This is a genomic window from Pseudomonas sp. RIT623 (assembly GCF_004519305.1).
Classification (GTDB): domain Bacteria; phylum Pseudomonadota; class Gammaproteobacteria; order Pseudomonadales; family Pseudomonadaceae; genus Aquipseudomonas.
On sequence record NZ_SOZA01000011.1, the window covers coordinates 112,909 to 136,785 of the forward strand.

At 64.2% G+C, this 23,877-nt stretch carries 16 protein-coding genes; 13 read left to right on the forward strand and 3 right to left on the reverse strand.

Annotated features, from left to right (window positions below):
- Nucleotides 1-67 precede the first annotated feature (67 nt).
- On the forward strand, nt 68-1,888 hold the full coding sequence (gene typA, locus E3U47_RS10585; protein ID WP_134691390.1) for a translational GTPase TypA: 1,821 nt from the start codon (nt 68-70) through the stop codon (nt 1,886-1,888).
- Between the two features lie 282 nt (nt 1,889-2,170).
- On the opposite strand, the gene E3U47_RS10595 is transcribed toward typA, so the two are convergent.
- Entirely contained in the window at nt 2,171-2,629 is a 459-nt protein-coding gene (locus E3U47_RS10595; protein WP_134691392.1) for a YkgJ family cysteine cluster protein, read from the reverse strand.
- A gap of 131 nt (nt 2,630-2,760) precedes the next feature.
- On the opposite strand from E3U47_RS10595, the gene E3U47_RS10600 reads away from it, so the two are divergent.
- From E3U47_RS10600 to E3U47_RS10620, 5 genes are all read left to right on the forward strand, one after another.
- The gene (locus E3U47_RS10600) at nt 2,761-5,226 is read left to right on the forward strand and encodes a glycogen/starch/alpha-glucan phosphorylase (RefSeq protein WP_134691393.1); all 2,466 of its coding nucleotides are present in this window, start codon (nt 2,761-2,763) and stop codon (nt 5,224-5,226) included.
- Nucleotides 5,227-5,506: 280 nt separating this feature from the next.
- Entirely contained in the window at nt 5,507-6,517 is a 1,011-nt protein-coding gene (locus E3U47_RS10605; RefSeq protein ID WP_134691394.1) for a class 1 fructose-bisphosphatase, read from the forward strand.
- Between the two features lie 3 nt (nt 6,518-6,520).
- The gene (locus E3U47_RS10610; RefSeq protein ID WP_134691395.1) at nt 6,521-7,117 is read left to right on the forward strand and encodes a DUF924 family protein; all 597 of its coding nucleotides are present in this window, start codon (nt 6,521-6,523) and stop codon (nt 7,115-7,117) included.
- Between the two features lie 199 nt (nt 7,118-7,316).
- On the forward strand, nt 7,317-7,571 hold the full coding sequence (gene bamE / locus E3U47_RS10615; RefSeq protein ID WP_011536093.1) for an outer membrane protein assembly factor BamE: 255 nt from the start codon (nt 7,317-7,319) through the stop codon (nt 7,569-7,571).
- The gene (locus tag E3U47_RS10620; RefSeq protein WP_134691396.1) at nt 7,568-8,140 is read left to right on the forward strand and encodes a lipocalin family protein; all 573 of its coding nucleotides are present in this window, start codon (nt 7,568-7,570) and stop codon (nt 8,138-8,140) included. The genes bamE and E3U47_RS10620 overlap by 4 nt, the downstream gene beginning before the upstream one ends.
- A 146-nt stretch (nt 8,141-8,286) precedes the next feature.
- Here the strand turns inward: E3U47_RS10620 and E3U47_RS10625 are convergent, their stop codons facing one another.
- Nucleotides 8,287-9,651 (reverse strand): formimidoylglutamate deiminase, encoded by a 1,365-nt coding sequence (locus E3U47_RS10625; RefSeq protein WP_134691397.1) that lies wholly within the window; start codon nt 9,649-9,651, stop codon nt 8,287-8,289.
- 144 nt (nt 9,652-9,795) lie between these two features.
- Here E3U47_RS10625 and hutC point away from each other — a divergent pair, with 144 nt between their 5' ends.
- From hutC to hutG, 7 genes are all read left to right on the forward strand, one after another.
- Nucleotides 9,796-10,506 carry a histidine utilization repressor gene (gene hutC, locus E3U47_RS10630; RefSeq protein ID WP_167659468.1) on the forward strand — a complete coding sequence of 237 codons (711 nt, stop codon included), beginning with the start codon at nt 9,796-9,798 and terminating at the stop codon, nt 10,504-10,506.
- Nucleotides 10,503-11,075: a HutD family protein gene (locus E3U47_RS10635; protein ID WP_134691398.1), complete on the forward strand. Its 573-nt coding sequence runs from the start codon at nt 10,503-10,505 to the stop codon at nt 11,073-11,075. Before hutC ends, E3U47_RS10635 begins: the two co-directional genes overlap by 4 nt.
- 150 nt (nt 11,076-11,225) lie before the next feature.
- Nucleotides 11,226-12,920 carry a urocanate hydratase gene (gene hutU, locus E3U47_RS10640; RefSeq protein ID WP_372239499.1) on the forward strand — a complete coding sequence of 565 codons (1,695 nt, stop codon included), beginning with the start codon at nt 11,226-11,228 and terminating at the stop codon, nt 12,918-12,920.
- Between the two features lie 87 nt (nt 12,921-13,007).
- The gene (gene hutH, locus E3U47_RS10645; protein WP_134691400.1) at nt 13,008-14,540 is read left to right on the forward strand and encodes a histidine ammonia-lyase; all 1,533 of its coding nucleotides are present in this window, start codon (nt 13,008-13,010) and stop codon (nt 14,538-14,540) included.
- A gap of 105 nt (nt 14,541-14,645) precedes the next feature.
- Nucleotides 14,646-16,049, forward strand: a complete 1,404-nt coding sequence (locus E3U47_RS10650) for an amino acid permease (protein ID WP_134691401.1) — start codon at nt 14,646-14,648, stop codon at nt 16,047-16,049.
- A gap of 19 nt (nt 16,050-16,068) precedes the next feature.
- Nucleotides 16,069-17,274, forward strand: a complete 1,206-nt coding sequence (gene hutI / locus E3U47_RS10655) for an imidazolonepropionase (protein WP_134691402.1) — start codon at nt 16,069-16,071, stop codon at nt 17,272-17,274.
- A gap of 10 nt (nt 17,275-17,284) precedes the next feature.
- On the forward strand, nt 17,285-18,088 hold the full coding sequence (gene hutG / locus E3U47_RS10660; RefSeq protein WP_134691403.1) for an N-formylglutamate deformylase: 804 nt from the start codon (nt 17,285-17,287) through the stop codon (nt 18,086-18,088).
- An 81-nt stretch (nt 18,089-18,169) separates the two neighbouring features.
- Here the strand turns inward: hutG and E3U47_RS10665 are convergent, their stop codons facing one another.
- Nucleotides 18,170-23,740: an NEL-type E3 ubiquitin ligase domain-containing protein gene (locus tag E3U47_RS10665; protein ID WP_134691404.1), complete on the reverse strand. Its 5,571-nt coding sequence runs from the start codon at nt 23,738-23,740 to the stop codon at nt 18,170-18,172.
- Nucleotides 23,741-23,877 lie beyond the last annotated feature (137 nt).

A 23,877-nucleotide genomic window follows, 5' to 3' on the forward strand; every position in this document is an offset into this window, starting at 1 on the left:
AGCCGCAAACCGTACATATTCGCCGCCTACACTGGTGGCAACCGAATCCTCTGCTCGAGATACAGTTGTGATCGAAAATCTGCGTAACATCGCCATCATCGCCCACGTTGACCATGGTAAAACCACCCTGGTCGACAAACTCCTGCGCCAGTCCGGCACCCTGGAGCGTAACGAGCTCAACGACGAGCGCGTCATGGACTCCAACGACCAGGAAAAAGAGCGCGGCATTACCATTCTGGCGAAGAACACCGCCATCAACTGGAACGGCTACCACATCAACATCGTCGACACCCCCGGCCACGCCGACTTCGGTGGCGAGGTCGAGCGTGTAATGTCGATGGTCGACTCCGTGCTGCTGCTGGTCGACGCCCAGGACGGCCCGATGCCGCAAACCCGCTTCGTGACCAAGAAGGCTTTCGAAGCTGGCCTCAAGCCGATCGTCGTGATCAACAAGGTCGACCGTCCGGGCGCACGTCCTGACTGGGTTCTGGACCAGATCTTCGACCTGTTCGACAACCTCGGCGCCACCGACGAACAGCTGGACTTCAAAGTCGTCTACGCCTCGGCCCTGAACGGCATCGCCGGTCTGGACCACACCGAAATGGGTGAGGACATGACCGCGCTGTACCAGTCGATCATCGACAACGTGCCAGCACCGTCTGTTGACCGTGACGGCCCGTTCCAGATGCAGATCTCGGCCCTGGACTACAACAGCTTCCTCGGCGTTATCGGCGTTGGCCGTATTGCCCGTGGCCGCGTCAAGCCGAACACCCCGGTTGTCGCCATCGACACCGAAGGCAAGAAGCGCAACGGTCGTATCCTCAAGCTGATGGGCCACCACGGTCTGCACCGTGTCGACGTCGAAGAAGCCCAGGCTGGCGACATCGTCTGCATCAGCGGTTTCGACGAGCTGTTCATCTCCGACACCCTGTGCGCTCCGGATACCGTCGAGGCGATGAAGCCGCTGACCGTTGACGAGCCAACCGTTTCGATGACCTTCCAGGTCAACGACTCGCCGTTCTGCGGCAAGGAAGGCAAGTTCGTCACCAGCCGTAACATCAAGGACCGCCTGGACAAGGAGCTGCTGTACAACGTTGCCCTGCGCGTCCAGGAAACCGACTCCCCAGACAAGTTCAAGGTCTCGGGCCGTGGTGAGCTGCACCTGTCCGTTCTGATCGAAACCATGCGCCGTGAAGGCTTCGAGATGGCCGTGGGCCGTCCTGAAGTGATCATCCGCGAAGTAGACGGCGTCAAGCAGGAGCCGTTCGAGAACGTCACCATCGATATCCCTGAAGAATCCCAGGGCAAGGTCATGGAAGAGATGGGTCTGCGTAAGGGCGACCTGACCAACATGGTTCCGGATGGCAAGGGCCGTGTGCGCCTGGAGTACAACATTCCAGCCCGTGGTCTGATCGGCTTCCGTAACCAGTTCCTGACCCTGACCAACGGTGCAGGCATCCTGACCTCGATCTTCGATCGCTACGACACCATGAAGTCGGGCCAGATGTCTGGCCGTCTGAACGGTGTTCTGGTTTCGGTCGAGACCGGCAAGGCGCTGACCTACTCGCTGGAAACCCTGCAGGCTCGTGGCAAGCTGTTCGTCGAGCACGGCCAGGAGATCTACAACGGTCAGATCATCGGCCTGAACAGCCGTGACAACGACCTGGGCGTGAACCCGACCAAAGGCAAGAAGCTCGACAACATGCGTGCTTCGGGCAAGGACGAAGTCATCGCCCTGGTACCGCCAGTTCGCCACACCCTCGAGCAGGCCCTGGAATTCATCCAGGACGACGAGCTGTGCGAAGTGACGCCGAAGTCGATCCGTCTGCGCAAGAAGATCCTCGACGAAGGCGAGCGTACCCGCGCTGCCAAGAAAGCCAAGAACTGATTGAGTTCAGGCTGAAATGAAAACGCCCCCGGTCGCAAGGCCGGGGGCGTTTTTGTTTGGGCTGCCCCAGGCTTCGTGGGGCGTGGTTGCGCAAACCGTAGGAGCCAGCATTGCTGGCGAACCCAGCGCTACGGTGCAGGGCACTGCAAAAAACTGGGGCCGCTTTGCGGCCCTTTCGCGGCACAAGGCCGCTCCTACAGGAGATCGCGTTCCCTTGTAGGAGCGGCCTTGTGCCGCGAAAGGGCTGCAAGGCAGCCCCGGGATTTCAACAGCAAAGCAGGATCAGCGGGTAGCCACCTTGGGCTTGTACGCGCAATACCCCGGCCGCGGCCCGACCTTGGGGTGGTTGCGGCAGGTATCCGGACGCTTGTCGTAAATGGTGCACAGCCGGCTCTTGCGATCCAGGTACATGCAGTCGTCGTTGCTCATCCGGGTCAGGGTGAAGATCCCTGACTTCTGGTTGAAGCGCTCGATGATGCCTTCCTTCTGCAGGCGCTTGGCCACGTTCTTCGGCGGTTCGTCTTTCTCGAACTCGTCCACCACGCCAATGCGGATCAGATCCTTGATCTTCACCTCCACCGGCAGGGTGCAGCAGGTCGAGTGGCAGCCACCGCACATATGGCTGGCATAGCGCTGCCAGGTCTCCAGGCGGTCGACTTCGGCGGCGGCGATCAGGGTCGTTTTCATGGTTATGGGGTGAATCACGGTCTTGGGGCGCGCGATCATACCGGAGTTGTTCATTTTGTGAACAACCTTTTGCCCTATTCCCCTGGCGGTTGATGAAAAGCGCGAACGCTCGCTGTCGCTGTGTGTCAGAGCGTCTAGGCTGAACACTCTCCCTGCGCTTTCGCCTACTTGCCCGAGGATGCCGCATGTCCCAGGAAAACAAGGCCCGTGAGGCCAAAGCTCATACCGACGAGGTGGCCGCGTTCCGCGCCGCCGTGCTGGCCAAACTGACCTACGCCGTTGGCAAGGACCCGGAGCACGCCTTTGATCATGACTGGTTCGAGGCCATTGCCCTGGCGGCCCGCGACCATATGGTCGATCACTGGATGGATCACACCCGCCAGGCCTATCGACGCAGCCAGAAGCGGGTCTACTACCTCTCCCTCGAATTCCTCATCGGCCGGCTGCTGTACGACAGCCTGAGCAACCTCGGCTATCTGGAGATCGCCCGCGAAGCCCTCGAAGGCCTGGACGTGGACCTGGAGCGCATTCGCCTGCTCGAGCCCGACGCGGCGTTGGGCAATGGCGGCCTCGGGCGCCTGGCCGCGTGCTTCATGGAGAGCATGTCTACCCTGGGCATTGCCGCCCATGGCTACGGCATCCGCTACGAGCATGGTCTGTTCCGCCAGGCGCTGGTCGACGGTTGGCAGCAGGAGCAGACCGAGAACTGGCTGGATTTCGGCAACCCCTGGGAGTTCGAGCGGGCCGAGGTGATCTACCCGATCAGCTTCGGCGGCAGCGTCGAGACCGTGCACGAAAGCAACGGCCAGCAGCGCCAGGTGTGGTGGCCGGGCGAAACGGTGCGGGCGGTGGCCTATGACACGCCAGTGGTCGGCTGGCGCGGTGCCAGTGTCAACACCCTGCGCCTGTGGCGGGCCCGGGCCCTGGAAGAGCTGCACCTGGAGCGCTTCAACGCCGGCGATCACCTGGGCGCCGTGGCCGAGGTGGCGCGGGCCGAGAGCATCTCGCGGGTGCTGTACCCGGCCGACAGCACCGAGGCCGGCCAGGAGCTGCGCCTGCGCCAGGAGTACTTCTTCGTCTCGGCCTCGTTGCAGGACCTGCTGCGCCGTCACCTGAACATGCACGACAACCTGCTCAACCTGCCGGACGCCGCGGCCATACAGCTCAACGACACCCATCCGTCGATCGCCGTGGCCGAGCTGATGCGCCTGCTGGTCGACCAGCACGAGATCCCGTGGGATACCGCCTGGCAACTGACTGTCGGCACCTTGGCTTACACCAACCACACACTGTTGCCCGAAGCCCTGGAAACCTGGCCGGTGGCGCTGATGGAGCGCATGTTGCCGCGGCACATGCAGATCATCTACCTGATCAACGCCTATCACATCGACGCTCTACGTGCCAAAGGCCTGCATGACTTCGACGTGCTGCGCGCGGTGTCGCTGATCGAGGAAGACAACGGCCGTCGGGTACGCATGGGCAACCTGGCGTTCCTCGGCTCGCACAGCGTCAACGGCGTGTCGGCGCTGCACAGCAAGCTGATGAAAAGCACGGTGTTCGCCGATCTGCACAAGCTCTACCCGCAGCGGATCAACAACAAGACCAACGGCATCACCTTCCGCCGCTGGCTGTACCAGGCCAACCCGGCGCTTACCGCGATGCTGGTCGAAGCCCTCGGCCCCGACGTGCTGGACAACCCCGAAGGCAGGCTCAAGGCGCTGGCGCCGTTCGCCGACAAGGCCAGCTTTCGCAAGCAGTTCGCCGCCCAGCGGCTGCACAGCAAGCGGGCCCTGGCCAGCATCATCCAGGACCGCCTGGGCGTCACGGTCAACCCTGAGGCGCTGTTCGACGTGCAGGTCAAGCGCATCCACGAGTACAAGCGCCAGTTGCTCAACCTGTTGCATACCGTGGCGCTGTACCAGGCGATCCGCAACGACCCGAGCACCGACTGGGTGCCGCGGGTGAAGATTTTTGCCGGCAAGGCGGCGGCCAGCTACCACCAGGCCAAACTGATCATCAAGCTGGCCAACGACATTGCCCGGGTGGTCAACAACGACCCCACCGTGCGCGGCCTGCTCAAGGTGGTGTTCCTGCCTAACTACAACGTCAGCCTGGCCGAGAGCATCATCCCGGCGGCCGATCTGTCGGAGCAGATCTCCACCGCCGGCTACGAAGCCTCCGGCACCAGCAACATGAAGTTCGGTCTCAACGGCGCGCTGACCATTGGCACCCTGGATGGCGCCAATGTCGAGATGTGCGAGCAGGTGGGGGCCGAGAACATGTTCATCTTCGGCCTGACCGCTCAGCAGGTGGAGGCCCGCGGGCGCGCCGGCGATTTTGGCGCCAGTGCGGCGATCGCGGCTTCCAGTCGCCTGGGCGATGTGTTGCAAGCGATCCGCAGCGGGGTGTTCTCGCCGGACGATCCGGCGCGCTACGCCGGGCTGGTGGACGGCCTGGTCGGCCATGACCGCTTCCTGGTGTGCGCCGACTTCGACGCCTACTGGGACGCCCAGCGGCGGGTCGAGGAGCTGTGGCATGCGCCCCAGGACTGGTGGCGCATGGCGGTGCTCAATACCGCGCGGATGGGCTGGTTCTCGTCGGACCGGACCATTCGTGAATATGCCGGCGAGATCTGGAAGGCGCTGGATTGATGTAGACGCTTGCGCAATCGTTGTAGGAGCGGCCTTGTGTCGCGAAAGGGCCGCAGAGCGGCCCCATCAATATGTGCTTGATGCGCAAATCATGGGGGCGCTTCGCACCCCTTTCGCGACACAAGGCCGCTCCTACAAAGTCCGCGAAGCGTATGGGAGAACCGACCATCGGCCGGGCGCTGGCTGAACTCAAGCCCGTAAGTCGAGTCTCTTTGCTCGCTAGCCCGCAACTCTCCCTGTAAACTGCGGGGGTTTTTTCCTATCCCTTTCGGAGCCACACATGTCCCGCGTTACCCTGAGTCGCTATCTGATTGAGCAGACCCGCAGCAACAATACCCCTGCCGATCTGCGCTTCCTGATCGAGGTGGTGGCGCGCGCGTGCAAGGAAATCAGCCACCACGTGTCCAAAGGCGCCCTCGGCGGCGTGCTGGGCAGCATGGGCACCGAGAACGTCCAGGGTGAAGTGCAGAAGAAGCTCGACGTGATCTCCAACGACATCCTGCTCGAGGCCAACGAGTGGGGCGGCCACCTGGCCGGCATGGCGTCCGAGGAAATGGACAACGCCTACCAGATCCCGGGCAAGTACCCCAAGGGTGCCTACCTGCTGGTCTTCGACCCGCTGGATGGTTCGTCGAACATCGACGTGAACGTCTCGGTCGGCACCATCTTCTCGGTTCTGCGTTGCCCTAACGAGTACCTGAGCCAGAACGAAACCCTGAACGAAAAAGCCTTCCTGCAGCCCGGCACCGAGCAGGTCGCCGCCGGCTATGCCATCTACGGCCCGCAAACCATGCTGATCCTGACCCTGGGCAACGGCGTCAAGGGCTTCACCCTGGACCGCGAGCTGGGCAGCTTCGTCCTGACCCATGAAAACATCCAGGTACCGGCCACCACCGCCGAGTTCGCCATCAACATGTCCAACCAGCGCCACTGGGAAGCTCCGGTACAGCGCTACGTGGGCGAACTGCTGGCCGGTGAGACCGGGCCGCTGAAGAAGAACTACAACATGCGCTGGATCGCCTCGATGGTGGCCGACGTGCACCGCATCCTGACCCGTGGCGGCCTGTTCATGTACCCACGCGATGCTCGCGAGCCGAGCAAACCGGGCAAGCTGCGCCTGATGTACGAGGCCAACCCGATGTCGTTCATCATCGAGCAGGCCGGCGGCGCTTCCACCAACGGTTACGAGCGGATCCTCGACATCAAGCCGGAGAGCCTGCACCAGCGCGTGTCGGTGATCCTCGGCTCGAAGGAAGAGGTCGAGCGCGTCACCGCCTACCACAAGGAGTAAGTCATGCTCGCACCTTGGCAGCCGTTGCTGGAGTGGTGGTTCGGTTGGGGCAAAAGTGCCCAGGCCGTGGCTGACGAGAAGAACACGCTGTGGTTCGGCAAGCATCACGACGCCGATGCCCAGGCGCTGTTCGGCGACCTGGTCGAGCAAGCCCTGGCGGGTGGGCTCGACGAGTGGCAGCAGAGCCCGCAGGGCTGGCTTGGCCTGCTGATCCTGCTCGACCAGCTGCCGCGCATGATCCACCGCGACACGCCGCGCGCCTTCGAGGGCGATCGGCGGGCGCAGGTGGTGGCCATGCAGGGCCTGCAGAAGGGCTGGGATTACCAGCTGCTGCCGATCCAGCGGGTGTTCGTGCTGCTGGTGCTGGAGCACGCCGAGGTGCTGGACTGGCAAAACCTGTGCGTCGAGCGTTACCAGACCTTGCTGGACGAGCAGCCCGAGGCCAACCGTCGGTTGTTCGAAGGCTTCCTCGACTATGCCGAGCAGCACCAGCGGGTGATCGCCCGCTTCGGGCGCTTCCCGCACCGCAACCTGGTGCTGAATCGCCCGAGCACCAGTGAAGAGATGGACTTCCTGCTGGAACCCGGTTCGCGGTTCTGATGCCCGATCCGCCGTGCAGGAGCATGCGCTCCTGCACGGCCTGCCTGGCGCGCCAGCGCCGCACGTTCCTGGCTGGCGGGCCACCCGACCAATGGCGTACAGGGAAAGCACCTGCGCCAGGGAACCGAAACGGCTTTTTTCCTTCTAAGCTCCTGGCAGGTCCTCGCGCCTGTGTATCCCTCTCCAGGAGTGTCCCTTCATGTCGTTGCGTTCTCTCGCCCTGTTGTCCTTGTGCGTCGTCCTGACCGCTTGCAGCAAGATCAACCAGGAAAACTATTCCAAGCTCAAGGCCGGCATGAACAAGGCCGAAGTCGAGCAACTGCTCGGCACGCCGAAGGAGTGCTCCGGCGCCCTGGGCATGAGCAGTTGCACCTGGGGTGACGAGAAGAGCTTCATCAGCGTGCAATATGCCGCGGACAAGGTGCTGATGTATTCCGGGCAGGGTCTCAAATGAGGCGTCTGCACCTGCTGCTGGGCGTGTGCCTGGTGATGCTGCTCGGTGGCTGCGCCACTTCGGCCACCGACCCGCTGGCGCCGAAGACCGCAGGTGCGGTCGACCTCAAGCGTTACCAAGGCAAGTGGTTCGAGCTGGCGCGCCTGCCGATGAAGTACCAGGACGGCTGCGCCCAGTCCGAGGCCCACTACAACCTCAAGCCCGACGGCACGGTCGGTGTGCTCAATCGCTGCCGCACCCTGGGTGACGAGTGGTTGCGCGCCGAAGGGCACGCGTCGGTGCAGGAACCTGGGCATACCGACAAGCTGTGGGTGGAGTTCGACAATTGGTTCACCCGCCTGGTGCCGGGAGTGGCCAAGGGCGACTACTGGATCCTGTTCGTCGACGAACGCTATCGCACGGCCATCGTCGGCAGCCCGGACCGCAAGTACCTGTGGATTCTTTCGCGCACGCCGTCGTTGCCGGCGTGGGAGCGCGAGAACCTGCTGGCCAAGGCGCGGCAGCAGGGCTATGACACCAATCGACTGATCTGGCGCGCGCCCGACAAGCAGATCGTGGTTCGGCATTGAGCTTCAGGCCGGCGCGATACCTGTAGGAGCGGCCTTGCGCCGCGAAAGGGGTGCGAAGCGCCCCCCGGATTTCAGCATTTGCACATATCGCCGGGGCCGCTATGCGGCCCTTTCGCGGCGCAAGGCCGCTCCTGCAGGGGCCGCGTTCAGGCTAGGAGCTGGCGCAATACCTCGACAAACGCCACCGCGCTTTCCTCTTCCTGCCCATGCCGCCCCTGGCGCACCACCCACTGTCCATTGACCATCACATCGCGCACCTGGCGATCGCTACCGGCGAACAGCCAACGGTTCAGGATCGCATCGCCGTCGGCCACGGCCAGGTAGGGATCCTGCCCGTCCAGCACCAGCCAGTCCGCGCGCTGGCCGACCGCCAGTTCACCGATCGGCTGGCCCAGGGCCTGGGCGCCGCCGCGCAGGGCCGCGTCATACAAGGTTCGTCCGACCATCGGCTGATCGATCCGATATAGCCGGTTACGTCGTTGGTCGCGCAGGCGCTGACCGTATTCCAGCCAGCGCAGTTCCTCGACCACGCTCAATGACACATGGCTGTCCGAGCCAATCCCCATGCGCCCGCCCTGAGCCAGGTAATCCACCGCCGGGAAGATACCGTCGCCAAGGTTGGCTTCGGTGGTCAGGCATAGCCCGGCCACGGCGCCACTGCGGGCCATGGCGCTGACCTCATCGGCTTCGGCGTGGGTGGCATGGACCAGGCACCAGCGCTGATCTACATCGACATGCTCGTACAGCCATTGCAGCGGACGGCGGCCACTCCAGGCCAGGCAATCGTCGACTTCCTTCTGCTGTTCGGCGATATGGATATGGATCGGGCAGGCCTTGTCGCTGGCGCCCAGCACGTCGGCGATCTGTCCGGGGGTGACCGCGCGCAGGGAGTGGAAGCACAAGCCCAGCCGTTGCGCCGGCTGGTGTGCCAGCAGCGGTTGCAACTGCTGCTGTAGGCGCAGGTACTGCTCGGTGCTGTTGATGAAGCGGCGTTGCCCGTCGTTGGGCGCCTGGCCGCCAAAGCCCGAATGGCTGTAGAGCACCGGCAGCAGGGTCAGGCCGATGCCGCTGGCGGCGGCGGCGGCGCTGATGCGCCGTGACAGCTCGGCGGGGTCGGCGTAGGCCTGGCCGCCCTGATCGTGGTGCACATAGTGGAACTCGGCCACCGAGGTGTAGCCGGCCTTGAGCATCTCGATGTACAGCTGGCGGGCGATCACCTGCAACTGCTCGGGGGTGATCCGGCCGACCAGGCGGTACATCAGGTCGCGCCAGGTCCAGAAGCTGTCGTTGGGGTTGCCGGCCACTTCCGCCAATCCCGCCATGGCCCGCTGGAACGCATGCGAGTGCAGGTTGGGCATGCCTGGCAGCAGCGGGCCGGCCAGGCGCTCGGCGCCAGCGGCATCGGCATCGGCCATGACTGCGGCCAGTCGGCCATTGGCGCTGACCTCCAGGCGGACATTGCGGGCCCAGCCCGAAGGGAGCAGGGCGCGTTCGGCGAAGTAGGCGGGCATCGGTGAAATCCTGTTATTGTTAACTTGTATATACATATACAGCCGTTTGCCTGCCGGGTAAACTCCGGCAAGCTACCGTTCACTCCAACCGCACAAGGATTAAACGCCGTGCCGACACTTCCTGTCTCCGCGCTGGTTGCCCAGATGGGCGAAGGGCCGGCGCCGCTCTACGCCCGGGTGAAACAGATGATCATCCAGCAGATCGAGAGCGGCAGCTGGCCGCCCCATCACCGGGTGCCATCGGAAAGCGAGCTGGTCAGCGAGCTTGGCTTCAGCCGCATGACCATCAACCGCGCCCTGCGCGAACTCACCGCCGAAGGCTTGCTGGTGCGCATGCAGGGCGTCGGCACCTTCGTCGCCGAACCCAAGAGCCGCTCGGCGCTGTTCGAGGTCAACAACATCGCCGACGAGATCGCCGGACGTGGCCACCAGCATAGCTGCCAGGTGATCAAACTCGCCGAGGAAGCCGCCGGCTCCGAGCGCGCCCTGGCCCTGGACATGCGCGAAGGCCAGCGGGTTTTCCACTCGCTGATCGTGCATTACGAAAATGGCGTGCCGGTACAGATCGAGGACCGCTACGTCAACGCTGCCATCGCTCCGGATTACCTCAAGCAGGATTTCACCCGGCAGACGCCCTACGCCTACCTGTCGCAGGTGGCGCCACTCACTGAAGGCGAGCACGTGGTCGAGGCGATCCTTGCCGAACCTGAGGAATGCAAGCTGCTGCAGATCGAGCGAGGCGAGCCGTGTCTGTTGATCCGCCGTCGTACCTGGTCGGGGCGCCAGCCGGTCACCGCTGCGCGCCTGATCCACCCCGGTTCCCGTCACCGTCTGGAAGGACGATTCAGCAAATGACCCAGTTGCAGCTGTTGCGTGCCCAGGATTATCCGCGCATGCCCTGGAAAAACGGTGGCGGTTTCACCGAAGAGATCACCCGCGACGCAGGCGATAGCCTGGACGGTTTCGGCTGGCGCCTGTCGATCGCCGATATCGAGGAGTCCGGTGGTTTTTCCAGCTTCGCCGGGTACCAGCGGATCATCACCGTGTTGCAGGGCGATGGCATGCGCCTGCTGGTCGATGGCCAGGCCAGCCGGCCGTTGCTGCCGTTCGACGCCTTTGCCTTCAATGGCGAAAGCCAGGTGAGCTGCAAGCTGTTGGGCGGGGCGATTCGCGATTTCAACCTGATCTATGCGCCGCAGCGGTATCGGGCGCGGTTGCAGTGGTTCGATGGCACCAGCCGGCTGTTCAGCTCGGCCTCGACGGTGTTGTTGTTTGCGGCGAGCAGCCATGTAGAAGTCGGGCTGGTGGGGCGGGAGACCCAGCAGCTGGGCCGGTATGACTGCTTGCGCCTGGAAGGTAACGAAGGATTGTTGGAGCTGGATGTGCAGGGGCGGTTCTGCCTGATCGAGCTGATGCCACGCTGAATTGGAGTTCTGTGAATAGGGGTCGCGCAGCGGCCCCTTCTGCTTTCTGAAATCTTCTGAGGAACGGTCTGATTATTTTGGTTGTCCATGCTTGTACATACAAGTAAAGGTGTGTTTGTATAGCACCACGACACAAACACACGCCGTCGCATGACCGCAGAGGACATCCCCGTGACTGACAACAACAAGTACCGTGACGTAGAAATCCGTGCCCCGCGTGGCAACAAGCTGACCGCCAAGAGCTGGCTGACCGAAGCGCCGCTGCGCATGCTGATGAACAACCTCGACCCACAGGTCGCCGAAAACCCGAAAGAGCTGGTGGTGTACGGTGGCATCGGCCGCGCCGCGCGCAACTGGGAGTGCTACGACAAGATCGTCGAAACCCTGACCCGCCTGGAAGACGACGAAACCCTGCTGGTGCAGTCGGGCAAGCCGGTCGGCGTGTTCAAGACCCACAGCAACGCCCCGCGTGTGCTGATCGCCAACTCCAACCTGGTGCCGCACTGGGCCAACTGGGAACACTTCAACGAACTGGATGCCAAGGGCTTGGCCATGTACGGCCAGATGACCGCCGGCAGCTGGATCTACATCGGCAGCCAGGGCATCGTACAGGGCACCTACGAAACCTTCGTCGAAGCCGGCCGCCAGCACTACAACGGCAGCCTCAAGGGCAAGTGGGTACTGACTGCCGGGCTCGGTGGCATGGGCGGCGCCCAGCCACTGGCGGCAACGCTTGCCGGCGCCTGCTCGCTGAACATCGAGTGCCAGCAGAGCCGCATCGACTTCCGCCTCGAGACCCGCTACGTCGACGAGCAGGCCACTGACCTGGACGACGCCCTGGCGCGCATCGCCAAATACACCGCCGAAGGCAAGGCCATCTCCATCGCCCTGCACGGCAACGCCGCCGAGATTCTGCCTGAGCTGGTCAAGCGTGGCGTGCGCCCGGACATGGTCACCGACCAGACCAGCGCCCACGACCCGCTCAACGGCTACCTGCCGGCCGGCTGGACCTGGGAGCAGTACCGCGACCGTGCTGTGACCGACCCGGCAGGCGTGGTCAAGGCCGCCAAGCAGTCGATGGCCGTACATGTACAAGCCATGCTCGACTTCCAGAAGCAGGGCATCCCGACCTTCGACTATGGCAACAACATCCGCCAGATGGCCAAGGAAGAAGGCGTGGCCAACGCGTTCGACTTCCCAGGCTTCGTCCCGGCCTATATCCGCCCGCTGTTCTGCCGCGGCGTCGGCCCATTCCGCTGGGCCGCGCTGTCCGGCGATGCCGAGGACATCTACAAGACCGATGCCAAGGTCAAGGAGCTGATCCCCGACGACGCCCACCTGCACCGCTGGTTGGACATGGCCCGCGAGCGCATCAGCTTCCAGGGCCTGCCGGCGCGTATCTGCTGGGTTGGCCTGGGCCTGCGCGCCAAGCTCGGCCTGGCCTTCAACGAAATGGTGCGCAGCGGCGAGCTGTCGGCACCGGTCGTCATCGGCCGTGACCACCTGGACTCGGGCTCGGTATCCAGCCCCAACCGTGAAACCGAATCCATGCGCGACGGCTCCGACGCGGTCTCCGACTGGCCGCTGCTCAACGCCTTGCTCAACACCGCAGGCGGCGCCACCTGGGTTTCGCTGCACCACGGCGGTGGCGTGGGCATGGGCTTCTCCCAGCATTCGGGCATGGTCATCGTCTGTGACGGTACCGATGAAGCCGCCGAGCGCATCGCCCGCGTATTGACCAACGACCCAGGCACCGGCGTGATGCGCCACGCCGATGCCGGCTACCAGATCGCCATCGACTGCGCCAAGGAGCAGGGCCTGGACCTGCCGATGATCACCGGCTGACCGCCGCGCTTTGGATCGCACCCGCCAAGGGTGATACTGAACAACAAGAAGGGGCCCCGCGTGGCCCCAAGCGATTGGAGTAGCGAAGTGACCGAATTGACCCTCAAGCCCGGCACCCTGACCCTGGCCCAGCTGCGTGCCATCCACGCCGCCCCGGTGCACCTGCAACTGGACGCCAGCGCCGCGCCGGCCATCGACGCCAGCGTCGCCTGCGTCGAGCAGATCATCGCCGAAGACCGTACCGCCTACGGCATCAACACCGGTTTCGGCCTGCTGGCCTCGACCCGCATCGCCAGCCATGACCTGGAGAACCTGCAGCGTTCGCTGGTGCTGTCCCACGCCGCCGGTATCGGCGCGCCGCTGGACGACGACCTGGTGCGGCTGATCATGGTGCTCAAGATCAACAGCCTCAGCCGTGGTTTCTCCGGCATCCGCCGCAAGGTCATCGACGCGCTGATCGCCCTGGTCAACGCGCAAGTCTATCCACATATTCCGCTCAAGGGCTCGGTCGGCGCCTCCGGCGACCTCGCGCCGCTGGCGCACATGTCGCTGGTGCTGCTGGGCGAAGGCAAGGCCCGCTACAAGGGGCAGTGGCTGTCGGCCACCGAAGCCCTGGCCGTCGCTGGCCTGGAACCGCTGACCCTGGCCGCCAAGGAGGGCCTGGCCCTGCTCAACGGCACCCAGGCCTCCACCGCCTATGCCCTGCGTGGCCTGTTCCAGGCCGAAGACCTGTACGCCGCGGCCATCGCCTGTGGCGGCCTGAGCGTCGAGGCGGCGCTGGGCTCGCGTTCGCCGTTCGATGCGCGCATCCATGCCGTGCGTGGCCAGCGCGGCCAGATCGACACCGCCGCCTGCTTCCGCGACCTGCTGGGTGATTCCAGCGAAGTGTCGCTGTCGCACAAGAACTGCGACAAGGTCCAGGACCCGTACTCGCTGCGCTGCCAGCCGCAAGTCATGGGCGCCTGCCTGACCCAGATCCGCCAGGCCGCCGAAGTGCTGGGCATCGAGGCCAACGCGGTGTCGGACAACCCGCTGGTGTTCGCCGCCGAAGGCGACGTCATCTCTGGTGGCAACTTCCACGCAGAACCCGTGGCCATGGCAGCCGACAACCTGGCCCTGGCCATCGCCGAGATCGGCTCGCTGAGCGAGCGCCGCATCTCGCTGATGATGGACAAGCACATGTCCCAGCTGCCGCCATTCCTGGTAGAGAACGGTGGGGTCAACTCCGGCTTCATGATCGCCCAGGTCACCGCTGCCGCGCTGGCCAGCGAGAACAAGGCGCTGTCGCACCCGCACAGCGTCGACAGCCTGCCGACCTCGGCCAACCAGGAAGACCACGTATCGATGGCCCCGGCCGCCGGCAAGCGCCTGTGGGAAATGGCCGAGAACACCCGCGGCGTGCTGGCCATCGAATGGCTGGGCGCCTGCCAGGGCCTGGACCTGCGCAAGGGCCTGAAGACCTCCGCCAAGCTGGAGCAGGCGCGCCAGGCGCTGCGTCGCGAAGTGCCGCACTATGACCGCGACCGCTTCTTCGCCCCGGATATCGAGGCAGCCTCGTCGCTGCTGGCCAAAGGCACGCTGACCGGCCTGCTGCCGGCTGGGGTCCTGCCTAGCCTGTGATACCGCATTCGCCGGCAAGCCGGCTCCTACGGGGTTATCTGTAGGAGCCGGCTTGCTGGCGAACGGCCCCCATACTCACGACCAGAACAACAATAAGGACGTGACATGCAACAAGCTCAAGGTCTCAAGCGCGGGCTATCGGCCCGGCACATCCGCTTCATGGCGCTCGGTTCGGCAATCGGTACCGGGCTTTTCTACGGTTCGGCCTCGGCCATCCAGATGGCCGGCCCGGCCGTGCTGCTGGCCTACCTGATCGGCGGCGCCGCGGTATTCATGGTCATGCGCGCCCTCGGCGAAATGGCCGTGCACAATCCGGTGTCCGGTTCCTTCGGCCACTACGCCAGCACCTACCTCGGCCCCATGGCCGGCTTCATCCTCGGCTGGACCTACGCCTTCGAGATGGTCATCGTCGCCATCGCCGACGTTACCGCTTTCGGCATCTACATGGGCTTCTGGTTCCCCGAGGTCGCCCGCTGGATCTGGGTACTCGGCATCGTGTTCCTGATCGGCGGCCTGAACCTGTGCAACGTGCGGGTGTTCGGCGAGATGGAGTTCTGGCTGTCGCTGCTAAAGGTCGGCGCCATCGTCGCGATGATTCTCGCCGGCCTCGGCATCATGGCTTTCGGTTTCAGCCAGGTTGGCAGCGGGCACGCGGTCGGGGTGAGCAACTTGTTCGACCACGGCGGCTTCATGCCCAACGGTGTCAGCGGCCTGATCGCCTCGTTCGCGGTGGTGATGTTTGCCTTTGGTGGCATCGAGATCATCGGTGTCACCGCCGGTGAGGCGAAAGACCCGCAGCGGGTGATCCCCAAGGCGATCAACGCCGTGCCGCTGCGCATCCTGCTGTTCTACGTGCTCACCCTGTTCGTGCTGATGTGCCTGTATCCCTGGCCGCAGATCGGCAGCCAGGGCAGCCCGTTCGTGCAGATCTTCAGCAACCTGGGGATTGGTTCGGCGGCGGCGGTACTTAACATCGTTGTGATTTCAGCAGCCATTTCCGCGATCAATAGCGACATTTTCGGCGCTGGCCGGATGATGTACGGTCTGTCCCAGCACGGCCAGGCACCGCGCGGCTTCGGCAAGCTGTCGAAACACGGCGTACCGTGGATGACCGTGGTGGTGATGGGCGCGGCGCTGCTGATCGGCGTGCTGCTCAACTACCTGATCCCGGAGAACGTATTCCTGCTGATCGCGTCGATCGCCACCTTCGCTACCGTGTGGGTGTGGCTGATGATCCTGGTCACCCAGGTGGCCATGCGTCGCAGCATGAGCCGCGAACAAGTCGCCCAGCTCAAGTTCCCCGTGCCGTTCTGGCCTTATGGTCCGGCGATGGCCATTGCTTTCATGTTGTTCATCTTCGGTGTGCTGGGTTACTTCCCGGATACCCAGGCGGCGTTGATCGTCGGCGTTATCTGGGTCGTGTTCCTGGTCGCTTCCTACCTGCTGTGGTGCAAACCGCGCGCAGGCGACGGCGAGCCGGTCCGCGAGCCTGCCGAGCTGCACCGTTGAGTCTTACAAGGAGATCCTGATGAGAACCCTCTGGCAGCACTGCCATGCGGCAACCATGGCCGAGGGCCGCTACTCGATCATCGAGGACGCGGCGATCGTCACCAGCGCAGGCCTGATCGAATGGATCGGCCCGCGTGACGAGGTGCCGCCAGTGGCGGCTGATCGCATCGTCGACTTGGGCGGCGCCTGGGTCACCCCGGGGCTGATCGACTGCCACACCCACGCGGTGTTCGGCGGCAACCGCAGCGGCGAGTTCGAGCAGCGCCTGCAAGGCGTCAGCTATGCCGAGATCGCGGCTCAGGGCGGCGGCATCGCCAGCACCGTGCGGGCTACCCGTGCCGCCAGCGAGGACGAACTGCTGGCCAGTGCCCGTCAGCGCGTCCAGGCGCTGATGCGCGACGGCGTGACCATGATCGAGATCAAGTCCGGCTACGGCCTGGACCTCGAAAGCGAGCGCAAGATGTTGCGTGTCGCCCGGCGCCTGGGCGAGGAACTCCCCGTGACCGTGCGCAGCACCTGCCTGGCGGCCCATGCCCTGCCGCCGGAATATGCGGGGCGGGCAGACGACTACATCGCCCATATCTGCGACGTCATGCTCCCGGCGTTGGTCGCCGAAGGCCTGGTGGATGCAGTGGATGCCTTCTGCGAACACCTGGCGTTCTCCCCGGCCCAGGTCGAGCGCCTGTTCATCAAGGCGCGTGAGCTGGGCCTGCCGGTCAAGCTGCATGCCGAACAGCTGTCGTCGCTGCATGGCTCGAGCCTGGCAGCCCGCTACCAGGCGCTGTCGGCTGATCACCTGGAATTCATGACCGAAGAGGACGCCGTTGCAATGGCCGAGGCTGGCACGGTCGCCGTGCTACTGCCGGGGGCGTTCTACTTCCTGCGCGAAACCCAGCTGCCGCCGATGGATGCCTTGCGCCGGCATGGGGTGAAGATCGCCCTGGCCAGCGACCTCAACCCCGGCACTTCGCCTGGGCTGTCGCTGCGCCTGATGCTGAACATGGGCTGCACGATGTTCCGCATGACCCCGGAAGAAACCCTGGCCGGCGTCACCGTGCATGCCGCCACGGCGCTGGGCCTGGGCGATAGCCATGGCTCGCTGGAAGAGGGCAAGGTCGCGGACTTCATAGCCTGGCAGATCGAACGCCCCGCCGACCTCAGCTACTGGCTCGGCGGCGACCTGCCCAAGCGCGTGGTGCGCCTGGGCCATGAGATATCCAACTGAGCGAGGGCATATGGACAAGGTATTGAGTTTCCACCAGGGCCGCCTGCCACTGCTGATCAGCATGCCCCATGCCGGGCTGGGCCTGACCGACGCGGTGCGCGACGGGCTGGTGGACCAGGCGCGCAGCCTGCCGGACACCGACTGGCACATCCCGCGCCTGTACGACTTCGCCCGCGACCGGGGCGCCAGCGTGGTGGCGGCGGAGTATTCGCGTTTCGTCATCGACCTGAACCGGCCGGATGACGACAAGCCACTGTATGCCGGTGCCACTACCGGTCTGTACCCGGCCACGCTGTTCGAGGGCGAGCCGCTGTTCAAGGACGGGCTGGAACCGACTGGCGAGCAGCGCAAACAGTACCTGGAGCAAATCTGGCGTCCTTACCACGACACCATCCGCAACGAGCTGGAGCGTCTGCGCGAGCACTTCGGCTACGCCCTGTTGTGGGATGCCCACTCGATCCGCTCGCTGATCCCGCACCTGTTCGACGGCAAGTTGCCGGACTTCAACCTTGGCACCTTCAACGGTGCAAGTTGCGACCCGGAGCTGGCTCAACGGCTGCAGGGCGTATGCGCTGAGGCGCAGGGCTACAGCCATGTGCTCAATGGCCGCTTCAAGGGCGGGCATATCACCCGGCATTACGGCGATCCGGCGAACGACATCCATGCGGTGCAACTGGAGCTGGCGCAGAGTACCTACATGGATGAAGTGGAGCCTTTCACCTATCGCGAGCAACTGGCACAGCCCACCCAGTCGGTCTTGCGCCGCCTGTTGGAAGCTACCTTGCAATGGGGGCGTGAGCGTTACGGGCGCTAGCCCCAGCACCTGGAGCGATCCTTCGTGGCAGCCAGCAAGGCTGGCTCCCACGGTTTGCAGGCGTGCCAGATCCAAGGTCAACTAGCGGTGATCGGCGCGAATGCGGAAGGTCAGTTCGGCAATCAGGTTTTCGATCTGCTTGTCGCGCTGGGCCTGCAGTGCTCGGGTGGGTGCCTCCAATTCATCCAGGCTGGCCTGGGGCTGGTCGTACTGCAGGTTGTTGACCGCGTGCTGGAACTTGCTCTCGATCTGGGCGAAGGCATCGGCATAGGCCTCTCGTAGATAGTCGGACCAGAACGGTGTATGACCGGCAAATTCGATGAAGTCCTCCCCATCCTCGGCCTCCCAGATGCGCAACGCCGCGTCGGTGGCGTCCGTCGAGCTCACGTCGGCACCGAACATCATTTCATCCGCCGGGCTCAGCAGGTCGAGGCGATCGGCCAGCAGGCGCCGATAGGCCAGGCGAACTTCAGCGGCATCCTGGTGCGACGACCTGGCGCTGGCGATCTCATCGAGTCGCTGCTGGCGGAACAAGCGGCGTAGCAGGCGATACAAAGCGGATTCCCGGCTCTCGCCTGAAGTCTGCAGCAGCGCCTGGGCAACCAGGTGTTTCTGCTCGATCTGCTGGAATTGCAGGAGCATGCCGTCCGGGCAGGTGCCTTCGGCAATCGCGTCCTCGGCGATGGCATCGAACAGCTCACGCTCTGCCGGATGGTTCGCGGCCATCGCCAATACGCGCCAGACCCGCTCGATGAAGGCGGGCCGGGAGTCGGTATTGCGATAAGGCACCGAAGTCGTGAGCTGGGCCACCAGCTGCAGCAGGTTCTGCGCCTGCGCGCCTTCGCGCAGTTGTTGCCACTGGGCGCTGCGTGTTTGGCGCAAACCAGCGCTGCCTTCGAGCCAGGGTTTGCTGTCCAGCTCGAGCAATGCCGTCCAGGGCGCGTAGCCATGGCTGTGGGCACTGCCACTGCTGGTTGTGCTGCCCAGGCTGCCGACCGAGCTGCCAAAGGCACTGCCTGCTTCGGTGCCCTGCGGCGAGGCCATGAGGATATCCAAGGGTAGGTCCATGTCGAAGGTGAAGCTGCGGTCGTAACGCTGCGACAGGTGCGCGGTGCGCATCGTTTCGCTGGACAGGGGGTTGTCGGTCAGCAGCAGCGCGGTACTGCCATGGACGCTGCGAGGGTTGTCCAGTACTGCCCTTGGCAGTGTGCTCAAGCGGTTCTCCCGCAGGTCCAGGGTGAACCTTGGCATCAGGTTGAATAGCCAGTCTGGCCAGCGCTCCAGCCCCAGGTTGCGCAGGACCAGGCGGTCGAGGCGGGTGGGCGGCGCGCTGAGCGTGCGCAACTGCGCGCTCAGCGAGTTGCCGGAGAGGTCCAGCTCCCGTAGCGCGGGGATGCGTGCAATCAGGCTCATCGCCTGGTTATCGATTTCCAATCCCTGGTCCACCAGGCTGAGTCGATTGAGCGATTGCAGGTGGGTCAGGGCCTCGGGAAGGCTCAGCAAGGGGTGGATATGGCCCTCGAGGACCAGGTGGGTGAGATGCGGGAAACGTCGCAGCCACTGATCGAGTTGCACTGTTGTCAGTTGCACGCGCTCCAGCCTGGCGATGTCGACATAAGGCGCGAAGAACGCAGGCAATGAGGGTGGGAAGTCCTCCTGGCGGAACGTTTCCAGCCGCCAGGGCGACAGTGTGTCATCGCGGACCCGGCGCTCCCAGAACACCAGTATCGACTGGGCAATGGCCGCTCTGGCGCGGACCGCCTGCTCGTTCAACGGCTCGGCTGGGCTGGTCCACGGCTCGAGGGCATCGTTCAGGCCCTGGTACTCCTCGATGATGCGCGCGGTCCCGAGGCTGAAGTCAAACCGGTGTAGCGGTCGGTTTTGACTGCGGTACAGGTCCAGGAGTTGGGGCGGGCGCAGCGCGTTGCCATCGAGGTAAACCAAGGTGCGTTCGGCGGTCGCCTCGACGTTGGCCGTCAACGCGTCGGGGACTCGGACCAGGTGGTTGTCACGCAACGACAAGGTGCCGATTCGCAACAGTGCCGGCTCGTCCAGCCAGGCTGGCCATTGATCGAGGCCCATGCGGTCCAGGCCAAGGTGGTTAAGGTACAGGTCGGGGAGGCGGAACGTGGCGAGCGGGGCGAGTCTATTCCCGCTGAGGTCAAGGTGGCGCAGGTGTTCGCGGGTAGCGAAGCGTTCCAGGTCCAGGGGATACAGCGTGAGGTTCTGGTTGACCAGCCTCAGTTCGCTGAGGCGTGGGAAGCGGCTGACGATCAGTGGCAGGCTGTTGGCCAGTTCCGATGTCGCGGCGAGTGCATCATAGTCGCGCTCTATCTCCAGGGCCGACAGCGAGGGGAAGTGCTGGAACAGATTGTTCAGTTGCGCTTCGTACTGTGTCCAGCTCAGGGTGCCGTTGGTTGCGTAGTCGAGCGAGAGGTTGTGCAGTTGCAGGCGGTCGACCCGATCAGCGATAAAGTCTGGTAGCCGCCGGGGGAATTCGGCGATGAACATCCTGGAGAGCCGCAGCGTGCCCGCTGCTTCGCCAAGCTCCGGTACCGCGCTGTGAATCCAGTGCTGCCAGAGCGCCATTTCGATTTCTTGCCGGTTGGCGGTCCGCGCGCCCAATCCTGGTATCTGGCCGGGACCGGAGAACGCCGCATCCAGGCTTTGGCGCAATTCCTGACGCTCGGCGAGTAGTTGCTCGATGCGTGACTGGATCTGCTCGGCTGAGCGTTCGGCGTTTTCCAGCGCGGCCAGGATCCGCTCCGACGATACAGGCAACACCATGTCGTCGAGCTGCGCCAACAGGGCGCTCCTGTTTGGCGTCTCAGGGAGCTTGCCGGCCCCGCTCAGGCGATAGCCCAGGCGGCCATCGGCCAGGCGCATGGGCGAGCGCGGGCCAGGACGTTGCATCTTCAGGGCCTTGCGCAGGGCCCAGCGCGGTAGCAGGGGCGCTTGCTTGATACGTGCGGCCAGGGTGTGACCGTCGCTGATTCCGCTGGGCGCCAGTGCCTGGCGCTGTGTTTCGGGGAGGGCGGCGAACACGGCCTCCGGCAAGGTGTTGTGGGTAGTGTCCGGCAAGTAGGCGGCTTCGGCCGTCAAACGGTAGCCCTGTGGGGTACGGGTGATGATCCTGGCAGGAGTGCCCTGGGCGCCGATGGCGTCGACACGGTTGGCCGGCAGCGTGCCGCGACGCAGCTCGATGGCCGTGGCGTCGGACCAGCCCGGCAAGCGTGAGAGAGAGTGCAGGATCAGGCGATCGGTGTCAGGGTTGTCGACCGATTGCAGATACAAGCCCTCGTAGGCGCGCATGAGACGGACTTGTTGCTGTATGAGGCGGATCTCCTCAGCGATGCGCCTGGGGATTTTCCCCGTGCTCAGGGCGTTCACTTCGCTGGTTGTGGCGTGACGAAGCAGCTCGTCGACAAAGGCGTTGGGCAGATCCTTGTACACCTGCCGCAGTACGGCAGCGCCTGGCGCCTGGGTTACCGGCAACTGGCGGTAACGCGCGGTGAATGTCGACTGGCGCAGGGAGGAGGGCGTATCGCTTGAGAGGTCCGCTGCCGCGCGGTCCAGTCGGAAACGTTCCAGGGTATCGGCGAGCGAGGCTGGGAGCGGGTGGCTGTCACTCACGACCTGACGCAGGGCGGTGTCGTCGGTGCCACTGACGTCAAGAATCCGTATGGCATCCTGATCATCGAACGGCGCCGCGCGATATCCCAGGCGGCGGAACAGTTGCAGGGTTTGCCACTCCCGGGGGCGGTCCAGTGGGTGCAGCCAGGCCCCGTTGCCGTTATGGCGTAGCGTGGGGGCATAAGCGCTTGGTCGGCTGGGATGTTCGATCCTGTAGGTTCCGGTTTCCGGGGCCTGCCTGAGTGAATAGGTCTTGCCTTCAAGCTGTAGCCAGATCTTGCCCTCCTGGCGGTATAGCCCCAGTTCATCGGCATCGACCGATGACGGCGGCCCGGACGGCTGCTCGAAGGGCGTCAGGTCGGGGTTCCACAGGCGGGTGCTGCCATCGGGTAGTTCGACTTCCAGCAACTCTTCGATGAACGACGGCGTCTCGATGGTCGCGGGCGCAGGCACAGGCTGCTGTGGCTCGGGCGCGGCGGCCTCGCGCGCAACGCCCAGCTCGGCCTTGATGGCCTGTCCCGCCGCGGTGCTGGCCACGATGAGCGCGACGTTTTCCGCGACATCCAGCAGATAGGCGAACGCCTGCTCCCGGTCATCGTTGGCCCAGCTTTCGATACCTTCATAGACTTCGTTGCCCAGGTGCAGGATGGTCGCCGCCAGCAGCAGGCTGCCGACCTCGGGCACAGCAAAGCCCACGATGTTCAGCGCGGCAAGGGCGATCGACTCGAAGTAGGCCAGGCGTTCATGCCGGGACTTGGCGTCCATGGCCAAGGTCGGGACAGCATGGAACCTGGCATCGTCGCGCAGCCTGGTGAAGTTCTGATAGAGCACTTCGGCACGCAATGGCCGTTCGAACGCTCGGGTTTTCAAAGGCAGTTGTGCCTCTGGATCGGGTACCCGTTCGTAGGTGTTTTTCAGGGTGAAGGTCAGGGGTGTCAGACGATCCTGGAGCTTGCCTAGCAGGAGTGTCTTGTGCGCGTCGGGCACGTGCCGGGTGATGACGGTGAGGTCTTTATGCGCGGCGTCGCGCAGGTGGGTGTTGAGTGCTTCGAGTGACGGGTATTCCTGCAACGACGGCTCGGCGGCCCGGGGGCTGTACAGCACGACACACGGGAGCGACTGGAACTGGATGAGTACCAGCCCGGTCAGCTCGATCTGCCACAGTGTCAGGAAGCTGAACCTGGCGACGGGTGACGAAAGCCGCTCCACGGTTTCCAGCGCGGTGGCCTGAATGGCGTCATAGGCGGCTTTGCCGATCTGCCCCAGTAGAAAGGCGCAGTGCAGGCTCTGTCTGAAGGCCGACAGTTCCACCTGACCCAGGGTCTCCAGCACTGGGGCCTGGATGGCAAAGCGATCTGGCCAGGCCGCTTCGAGGCCCGGTGGTGTTTCTGACGAGGGGTAATAGATGTTGTCGATCAATGCCTGGTACTGGCCGCCGATATCGAGTTTCCGGCTCAGTGCGGCAAAATCGGTAGGGTCTATGGCTATGAAGTTGTCGAACGGAGGACCGTTCCCATAGCCATGGGCGTCGAGAATCACCGACCGCATGTGTGGCGTCTGCACGTCCATCCCACCCGCTTCGGTAGCGCTGCGCTCGAAGTTTTGTAGCGCATGGTGCTTCAGCGATCGGCTGAATTTGCTCGGCTCTGCCGCGCCCAGCTGGCGTTGCCGGGCATAACCGACGGCGTCGAACAGGTACGTGGTGTTCACGTCGAGTTGCAGGTCGAACCGCTGCTTGATGGCCGCGCTCAGTTGCTGTGTGGCGAACGCGTCCAAGTCGGGCAGGTTGGCGAACAGCGTGCGTGCCGCCTGGGTGCTGGCGCGGTAGCGCTCATGCTCGCGGGCCAATGCCGCCGCCACCTCGGGGTGTTGCCGGCAGGCCGCGCCTAGCATCGCTGGCGCGTCGCGCAGTGCCGTGCGCAGTTGGTCGAGGGTAGTCGTGGATGCTGTCTTCATCCAGGCGGGCAGTTGGCGCGCGATCAAATTGTAGTGTGCAGGGTGCTTCGATTTCGTCGCCATGTGCAGGTCCTTGCTTGGGTTGAGGCTGCCTGCACTATCTCCGGCGTGGCGCCGGGCAAGTGGTATCTATGTGTGATGGGCGAGACGGGGCATGCTCAAAGCGTGATTCAGGTTTATGATGCCAGCGGCAGATTAAA

Coding starts and splice junctions, on each gene's coding strand:
- E3U47_RS10595 (WP_134691392.1), bottom strand. CDS start 2,629: ATGAACAACTCCGGTATGATCGCGCGCCCCAAGACCGTGATTCACCCC.
- E3U47_RS10600 (WP_134691393.1), top strand. CDS start 2,761: ATGTCCCAGGAAAACAAGGCCCGTGAGGCCAAAGCTCATACCGACGAG.
- E3U47_RS10605 (WP_134691394.1), top strand. CDS start 5,507: ATGTCCCGCGTTACCCTGAGTCGCTATCTGATTGAGCAGACCCGCAGC.
- E3U47_RS10610 (WP_134691395.1), top strand. CDS start 6,521: ATGCTCGCACCTTGGCAGCCGTTGCTGGAGTGGTGGTTCGGTTGGGGC.
- bamE (WP_011536093.1), top strand. CDS start 7,317: ATGTCGTTGCGTTCTCTCGCCCTGTTGTCCTTGTGCGTCGTCCTGACC.
- E3U47_RS10620 (WP_134691396.1), top strand. CDS start 7,568: ATGAGGCGTCTGCACCTGCTGCTGGGCGTGTGCCTGGTGATGCTGCTC.
- E3U47_RS10625 (WP_134691397.1), bottom strand. CDS start 9,651: ATGCCCGCCTACTTCGCCGAACGCGCCCTGCTCCCTTCGGGCTGGGCC.
- hutC (WP_167659468.1), top strand. CDS start 9,796: ATGGGCGAAGGGCCGGCGCCGCTCTACGCCCGGGTGAAACAGATGATC.
- E3U47_RS10635 (WP_134691398.1), top strand. CDS start 10,503: ATGACCCAGTTGCAGCTGTTGCGTGCCCAGGATTATCCGCGCATGCCC.
- hutU (WP_372239499.1), top strand. CDS start 11,226: ATGACCGCAGAGGACATCCCCGTGACTGACAACAACAAGTACCGTGAC.
- E3U47_RS10650 (WP_134691401.1), top strand. CDS start 14,646: ATGCAACAAGCTCAAGGTCTCAAGCGCGGGCTATCGGCCCGGCACATC.
- hutI (WP_134691402.1), top strand. CDS start 16,069: ATGAGAACCCTCTGGCAGCACTGCCATGCGGCAACCATGGCCGAGGGC.
- hutG (WP_134691403.1), top strand. CDS start 17,285: ATGGACAAGGTATTGAGTTTCCACCAGGGCCGCCTGCCACTGCTGATC.
- E3U47_RS10665 (WP_134691404.1), bottom strand. CDS start 23,740: ATGGCGACGAAATCGAAGCACCCTGCACACTACAATTTGATCGCGCGC.